6 protein-coding genes are annotated in these 6,717 nt (G+C 64.6%); 2 read left to right on the plus strand and 4 right to left on the minus strand.

Annotated elements, in window-relative coordinates:
• The coding region (locus ACFCU0_RS11855) for an ATP-binding protein (RefSeq protein WP_434973887.1) at nt 1-918 on the plus strand (918 nt) is incomplete at its 5' end.
• Between the two features lie 95 nt (nt 919-1,013).
• Nucleotides 1,014-1,400, plus strand: coding sequence for a n-acetylglutamate synthase (locus ACFCU0_RS11860; protein WP_434973888.1), 387 nt, complete (start codon nt 1,014-1,016; stop codon nt 1,398-1,400).
• Here ACFCU0_RS11860 and ACFCU0_RS11865 read toward each other — a convergent pair.
• From ACFCU0_RS11865 to ACFCU0_RS11880, 4 genes are all read right to left on the minus strand, one after another.
• Nucleotides 1,397-1,666 (minus strand): DUF3253 domain-containing protein, encoded by a 270-nt coding sequence (locus tag ACFCU0_RS11865; RefSeq protein WP_434973889.1) that lies wholly within the window; start codon nt 1,664-1,666, stop codon nt 1,397-1,399. The genes ACFCU0_RS11860 and ACFCU0_RS11865 overlap by 4 nt on opposite strands.
• A 41-nt stretch (nt 1,667-1,707) precedes the next feature.
• Complete coding sequence (gene pdeM / locus ACFCU0_RS11870) at nt 1,708-2,394, minus strand: ligase-associated DNA damage response endonuclease PdeM (RefSeq protein ID WP_434973890.1); 687 nt, start codon at nt 2,392-2,394, stop codon at nt 1,708-1,710.
• A 156-nt stretch (nt 2,395-2,550) separates the two neighbouring features.
• On the minus strand, nt 2,551-5,085 hold the full coding sequence (locus tag ACFCU0_RS11875) for a ligase-associated DNA damage response DEXH box helicase (protein WP_434973891.1): 2,535 nt from the start codon (nt 5,083-5,085) through the stop codon (nt 2,551-2,553).
• Nucleotides 5,082-6,717, minus strand: a 1,636-nt coding sequence (locus ACFCU0_RS11880; RefSeq protein WP_434973892.1) for an ATP-dependent DNA ligase, incomplete at its 5' end; no start/stop codon positions are given. The genes ACFCU0_RS11880 and ACFCU0_RS11875, both read right to left, overlap by 4 nt.

Here is a 6,717-nt window from a genome sequence, read left to right on the forward strand (position 1 = left end):
TACGTTCCGGTGGCGAGCCATGGCGTCATCTCCGTGGGAAGCCGCGAACCGAACGGCATCAGCGACCTCGACGTCCGCCTGATCGAGATCATGGCGGCCAATGCGGCCGTCGTCCTGGACCGGACCCACCAGGTCGAAGCGCTCGTTGCGGCGAAGGAACAGGCCGAACAGGCCCGCGCTCAGGCCGAGGAGGCCAATCGCCTCAAGTCGGCCTTCCTCGCCAACATGAGCCACGAGATCCGGACGCCGATGACGTCGATCATCGGATTCGCCGAAATGATCGGCGAGGTCCACGCCGCCGCCTCCAGTCCGGACGACGACGAAGCCGACGTTCTTCACTTTGCGCGATTGATCGAAAAGAGCGGCCGTCGTCTCTTCGACACGCTGAACAGTGTGCTCGACTTCTCCAAGCTGGAGGCCGGAGCGATGGCGCTGGAGCCGTCGACAGTCGATGCGTCCGAGGCTGTCCACTCTGCAGTCGAGCGCTTCCGGGGGGATGCAGAGGAATCCGATGTCACCCTGTTGACCGACGTGCCGGACGGCGCCGTCCAGCTGGAAACCGACGCAAAAGCCCTCCGCCGGATTCTCGACAATCTGCTGAGCAACGCCGTCAAGTTCACGCCGGAGGGCGGATCCGTCGCCATCCGGTTGCGGGAGGAGGACGACTGGCTTCGCATCGAGATTCAGGACACCGGGGTCGGCATCGATGAGGCGTTTATCCCGCACCTCTTCGAAGCCTTCCGGCAAGAGTCGACGGGTCGAGACCGCGACTTCGAGGGGAACGGCCTCGGCCTCGCCATCACACACCGTCTCGCAACGCTAATGGACGGGCGCGTGGACGTCAAGTCGATCAAGGAGAAAGGCACGCGCTTCACCGTCAGCCTCCCGCTTGAGCGCCCGGTTACCGTCGACGAGTAGCGCCCGACGGGTGTGGTCGTTTCGGCACGCGCCAGATCGGAGCCTGTCCATATCCGACTCTTACCATACCTGAATCGTGTCCTCGCGCCTCTATCATGATCGATTACGACGGTCGCGTTTTTCGCGTGCGACAGAATACCGAAAACGGAGAAGTAGGCGGAGACACCCGGTTTTTCTACGAGCAGACCGGAGATCGGCTGACAGGGACCTATCGCGGCGGGGCGATCGATGAAGGACACCTTCTGGGACGCGTTTTCCCGGACGGGCACCTCGAGTTCTGCTACCATCACCTCACGCTCGATGGAGAGCAACAGGCCGGACGCTGCTCCTCCGTTCCGGAGCGCACGGATCAGGGCCGGCTGGTCCTGAAGGAGACATGGCAGTGGTTCACGGGCGACCGGTCGACCGGGACCTCGGAGTTGATCGAGGTAGAGCCGAACGAGACGTCCCCCGGGAATGCGTCCCCGGGAAATGCGTCCTAAGCCCGATTGTCGGCGTCCGGGTGATGGACGAGCCGCAGCCGGATGGGGCCGCTGGCTTCCGTGATGGACACGCGGTCGCTGTCCTGCGTGGCGTAAACCTCGTCGTCCGCCGCCATGTTCGCGGCGACGTCTCGGACCTCGTCCATGTGCGGCCGCCAGTCGTCAAACACGGCCCGTGCCGCCTCCGACGGGCAAATGGATGCATCGGGATCGCGGGACTGGAGAAGATCGAGAATCGCTGCTCGGATCCGGGTTCTGTCAGACATGGAATGCGCGTTTCGTGTCCGGGAGAAGGTCGATCGAGCCGTCAGGGGCGGGCCGATTCGACGGTATCCACCGGGAGTGCGATGACATCGGTGCCGGCAACCACCGCGACGCGGTCACCCGGCTCGGGATGAAGGATGTGAAGGCCGGTGAATTCGCTGAAGGCGGGGAGGACAAGGCGCGATGGGTTCGCGTGAAAGCACGCAAGACGCTCACGCTGGCCCCCGTTTCCCCGCAGCACGACGCCGGGGTGAAGGTGTCCGCACACGACGTATCCGTCCTCGGATGGACCCGGGTTGTGCTGAAAACAGAAGGGATCCTCGACCAGCGGCCCGTCGTGCTCGGTAATATTGAGGTCGGACGGGGAGAGGCCGGCATCCCGGTCATGATTGCCGCGGACGAGGACGATGTCTACACCACGATGATCGGCTCGCCATGCACGCAGTGCCGCCAGGGTGCCGTCCGTCATGCCCGCTCGAGCATGGTACAGGTCGCCCAGCACCAGTAATCGCTCCGCTCCGGTCCGACGGATGAGGTCCGAAAGCCGCTGCAGGTCGCTGTCCGTGCTGCCGAGGGGGAGCGGAACCGCCTCCGCCCGAAAGGTCGCATCCTTACCTACGTGAACGTCCGCGACGAGGAGAGTCTTTCGATCCCTCCAGAACGCCGCCCGTCCCGGTAACAGGTCGAGTTCGACATCCTCGGTCGAAGGCGGAAGACGAAAGGTAGGCATTTTTTAGTTCAGGGTTCAGGGTTCAATGTTCAGCGCTCCGGGTTCTGAGTGCCGAGTGCCGGGTTCTGGGTTCCAAGTGTGCGCTCGCATACATACACACCTTCGCACCTTCGCACATCCCCCCTTCCCCCTCTCCCCCGTTTCACCCTTGCCCACTCATCCCCTCAACGCCGCCTCTTCCAGTTCCTCCTGCATGCGGCGGACGCGCTGGGCGAGGCTCTCCGAGCTGATGCGGTCGCGGAGCCGGTCGATGTAGATAGGAAACGCGAGTGGCGTCATGCGGGGGACGTCGATCACGTGCAGACGGGCATCACGAATACGGTCCAGGGCGTCCCGCAGCCGGTCTTCCTCCAGCTGGTGTTCTCGCACTTCGCGTCGGGCCTGTTCGAGGAGCGGGTTTTCGGCCTCGTACTCTTCCAGCACGTCAAAGATGAGACCGCTGGATGCCTGAATCTTGCCAACCGACTTCGGTTGCCCCGGATAGCCGGTAAAGACGAGTCCGGCCACGCGAGCGATTTCGCGAAATTGCCGGCGGCTCATCTCCGACTCGTTCAGGCTGGCCTCGATCTCCGACGACAGGTTGTCGGTGTCGAACAGTCCGCCGGCGATGGCGTCGCGCAGAGGCGCGGGTTCTGGTGAAAGTAGTTCGAAGCCGTAGTCGTTGTAAGACATGGTGAACGTGATCGACACGTCTTCGGCCATGCGGTAGGCGAGGAGGGAGGCGAGCCCCTGGTGCACCGGGCGACCGGCGAACGGGTACATGAAGAGGTGAAACCCTTCGCTCGACTGCACACGCTCGACCAGAAAGTCGGCGTGGGTGGGAACGATTGACCACTTCGACTGCAGCTCGAGCAGCGACCGGACCTGACCCATCTCCGGACCGCGGAAGGTGGCGTCGGCGGCCTCGTCGAGGCGTCGCCGGATCCATGTGGAGAGCTGGTTCGACAGCGGGAGCCGTCCCCCGAGCCAGCGTGGGACGACGCCGTCCGGTTTACTCTTCGCCCTGCGTACGACGGCTTTCATGTCCTCAATCCGGAGGAATTCCAGCGTTTTCCCGGCGAAGTTGAACGTGTCGCCGTGCTTCAATCGGCTGATAAACGTTTCCTCGACCTGCCCGATCGTGTGCCCGTTCTTGTAGCGGACCTCCACGCTGGAATCGCTCGTGATCGTTCCGATCATCATGCGGTGGCGCCGGGCCAGCCGGTCGCTCGTGCCGACGTACATACCGCGGTATTTCTCGAGATCACCGTCGTACTTCTCGATGCGGTGGTACTTTTCGTAGGCTTTGAGGGCGGATCCGCCCGTCGCCGCGCAACGCACGGCCCAGTTGAACTCCGCACGTGTCAGGTTGCGGTAGGAATGCGCCGAGGCCACCTCGTCGTAGAGGTCATCGGGGAAAAACCCGGAGCCGATCGCGATCGTGATGACGTGCTGGACGAGCAGGTCGATCGGCTTGCGGACCGGCCGGCGTGCCTCGATGTCGTTCGCCTGCATGGCGTCGCGGGCGGCGGCGTACTCGACGAGCTGGAGCGAGTGGCTGGGGACGCCGGTGACGCGGCTGGTGGCGCCGGGCTGGTGCCCGCTCCGGCCGGCGCGCTGGAGCAGGCGCGCGACCCCCTTGGGGCTGCCGACCTGGAAGACGCGGTCGACCGGCGTGAAGTCGACGCCCAGGTCAAGCGTCGACGTGCACACCACGCAGCGAAGCCGCCCGTTGGCGAGGCCGTCCTCGACGACTTCGCGTTGCTTCCGGCTGAGGGAGCCGTAGTGAAGCGCGATATGACCGGCCCATTCGGGACGAGCGTCGAGGATGGCGCGGTACCACTGCTCGGCCTGGGCCCGGGTATTCGTAAAGACGAGCGCGCTGTCGACCGTTTCCAGTTCTTCCAGCACGTGATCGAGCATCTGCAGGCCGAGGTTGCCGGCCCAGGGGAAGCGGTGGACGTCTTCCGGCAGCAGGGCATCGATCTGGATGTCTTTCTCGATGTCGGCTGTGATGAGCCGGCCCTCGGCCTCTTCTTCGCCCAACAGCGTGTCGCGCGCCTCGTTCATATTGCCGATGGTCGCGGAGAGTCCCCACGTGCGGAGGTCCGGGTTCCAGCGGCGCAGTCGGGCGATCCCGAGTTCGGTCTGAACGCCCCGCTTCGACCCCATGAGCTCGTGCCACTCGTCGACCACCACCATCCGGAGGTTCTGAAGATGCTCCATCGTGTCGGGGTAGGACAGGAGGATCGACAGGCTCTCCGGCGTGGTAATCAGGGCGGACGGCGGGTCGGACAGCTGGCCTTTTTTCTTGCGGTACGACGTATCGCCCGTTCGGCCCTCGATACGCCACGGCAGGCGCAGCTCGCGGCCGGCCCGCTGAAGGGCATCGACGGTGTTATGGCTGAGGGCACGAAGCGGGGTGATCCAGAGAACGGACAGGGGCGGGGTCGGGAGCGCGTCGTACGCATCGAGGTCTCGGCCCGCGGCGACTTGCTCCGCCATCCACTCAAGGAGAATGGCAAACCAGACGGCGTACGTCTTGCCCGTCCCCGTAGGCGCGTGGACGAGGCCGCTATCGCCGTCCCGGTACGCGCGCCAGACGTCACGCTGGTAGTCGAACGGGGCCCAGCCCCGGTCGGCGAACCAGTCGTCGATCCGCGTCACGGCATGGTACCAGGCGTCCCCGTTGGAAGGTGATCCGGTCGTCATTCGTCGGCGTCCACGTGGTCGGGGAGAGCGGGGAGGAGCGCTTTCAGGTCGTCCAGCCGGTCGGCGTCCTTCGGTGAAAGGTCGCGGCGCCAGCGCTTGATCCGGGGAAACCGGGTCGCCACGCCGCACTTGTGGCGGTTGGAGCGACGGACGCCCTCAAACGCGATCTCAAAAACATGCTCCGGTTCGACAGACCGCACCGGGCCGAAGCGTTCGACCGTGTGGCGTCGGACCCAGTTGTCGAGGTCCTGGAACTGGTCGTCGGTCAGGCCGGAGTACGCTTTCGCGAAAATGACGAGTTCATCGTCGTCGTCCCAGAGGGCGAAGGACAGGTCGGTGTGGAGCGTGGAGCGTCGACCGGAACCGCGCTGTGCGTAAATCAGCACGCCGTCGAGCGTGTAGGGTTCGATTTTCCACTTCCACCAGTTTCCCTTTGGCCGACCAACGGCGTACGACTTGTCCAGCCGCTTGAGCATCAGTCCCTCCGTCTTGTGCTCCCGGCTGTCGGCACGGATCTCGGCGAGGGCGTCCCAGGAGTCACCCTGCACGGGGGTCGTGAGGCGGATGCTCTGTCCGTGGCGTCCCGCGTCGAAGAGCGACTCGAGCTTCTCCCGACGCTCCCGGAGGGGCCATTCGCGGAGGTCGTCGCCGTCCCATTCCAGCAGGTCGAATGCCATGAATGAGATCGGGACGTCGTCCAGCAGGTCGGATGGGAGCGTTTTTCGACCGATGCGTTTCTGCAGCATGCCGAACGGCAGCACCTCACCGTCCTTCCACGCGAGCATTTCGCCGTCGAGGACCACGCCGTTGGGCAGCGATTCGGCGGATGAGGCGACCTCGGGGTAGCGCTCCGTGATCAGCTCTTCGCCGCGGGACCAGATGAACACCTCGCCCTTGCGGTGGATGACCTGCGAGCGAATGCCGTCCCATTTCCACTCTGCGAGAAACCGGTCGTGATCGCCGACAACCTCCTGAGGGTGAACGTCGTTGTCGATTGGGTGGGCGAGGAGGAATGGGTACGGTCGACTGCGATCCGCATCGGACGTGTCCTCCGAGATCAGGTTCTGAAAAAACGCTGCGGTCGGGGACCAGTCGCCCATCATGCGGGCGGTCAGAACGTCGCGGTCGATCCCGCTGTAGGCTTCAAGGCCGCGGACGGTCAGCCCCTGCGAGACGCCGACGCGAAGTCCGCTCGTCGTCAGCTTATTCCAGACGAACCGTTCCCAGCGTCCCAGCTCTTGCCAGATCGACGTTACCTCGTCGCGCTGGACCGCCTCGTCCTCATGCCGCAGAGGCAGCAGGCGTTCCTCGACCCAGTACGACAGCGTCTTCTGCGCACTGCCGCCGTCGTCGGGGAGAAGGAGCGTGATGGTTTCCGCGGTGTCGCCGACGGTCGTGTACGACTCTTCCAGCATCCACTCCGGGATACCGACCATCTCTGCCGCCCATCGGCGCATGTCCGTCGAGCTCAGGAGACGCTTCGGCCGCTCCCCCGACAGGAAATACACCGCCCAGGCGGCGTCCACGGGTGCGGCCTGCTCGAAGTAGTCGGCCATCGCCTCAATCTTGGCATTCCGGCTCGTTGTCCGGTCCAGACGGCGATATAGTTCGGCAAAGGCCTGCATGGGGAAA

Source organism: Longibacter sp. (genome assembly GCF_051155795.1).
GTDB lineage: Bacteria > Bacteroidota > Rhodothermia > Rhodothermales > Salinibacteraceae > Longibacter.

What these genes read in the sequence shown, in the direction of transcription:
- ACFCU0_RS11860 (WP_434973888.1), top strand. Translation starts at nt 1,014, where the DNA reads ATGATCGATTACGACGGTCGCGTTTTTCGCGTGCGACAGAATACCGAA.
- ACFCU0_RS11875 (WP_434973891.1), bottom strand. Translation starts at nt 5,085, where the DNA reads ATGACGACCGGATCACCTTCCAACGGGGACGCCTGGTACCATGCCGTG.
- ACFCU0_RS11865 (WP_434973889.1), bottom strand. Translation starts at nt 1,666, where the DNA reads ATGTCTGACAGAACCCGGATCCGAGCAGCGATTCTCGATCTTCTCCAG.
- pdeM (WP_434973890.1), bottom strand. Translation starts at nt 2,394, where the DNA reads ATGCCTACCTTTCGTCTTCCGCCTTCGACCGAGGATGTCGAACTCGAC.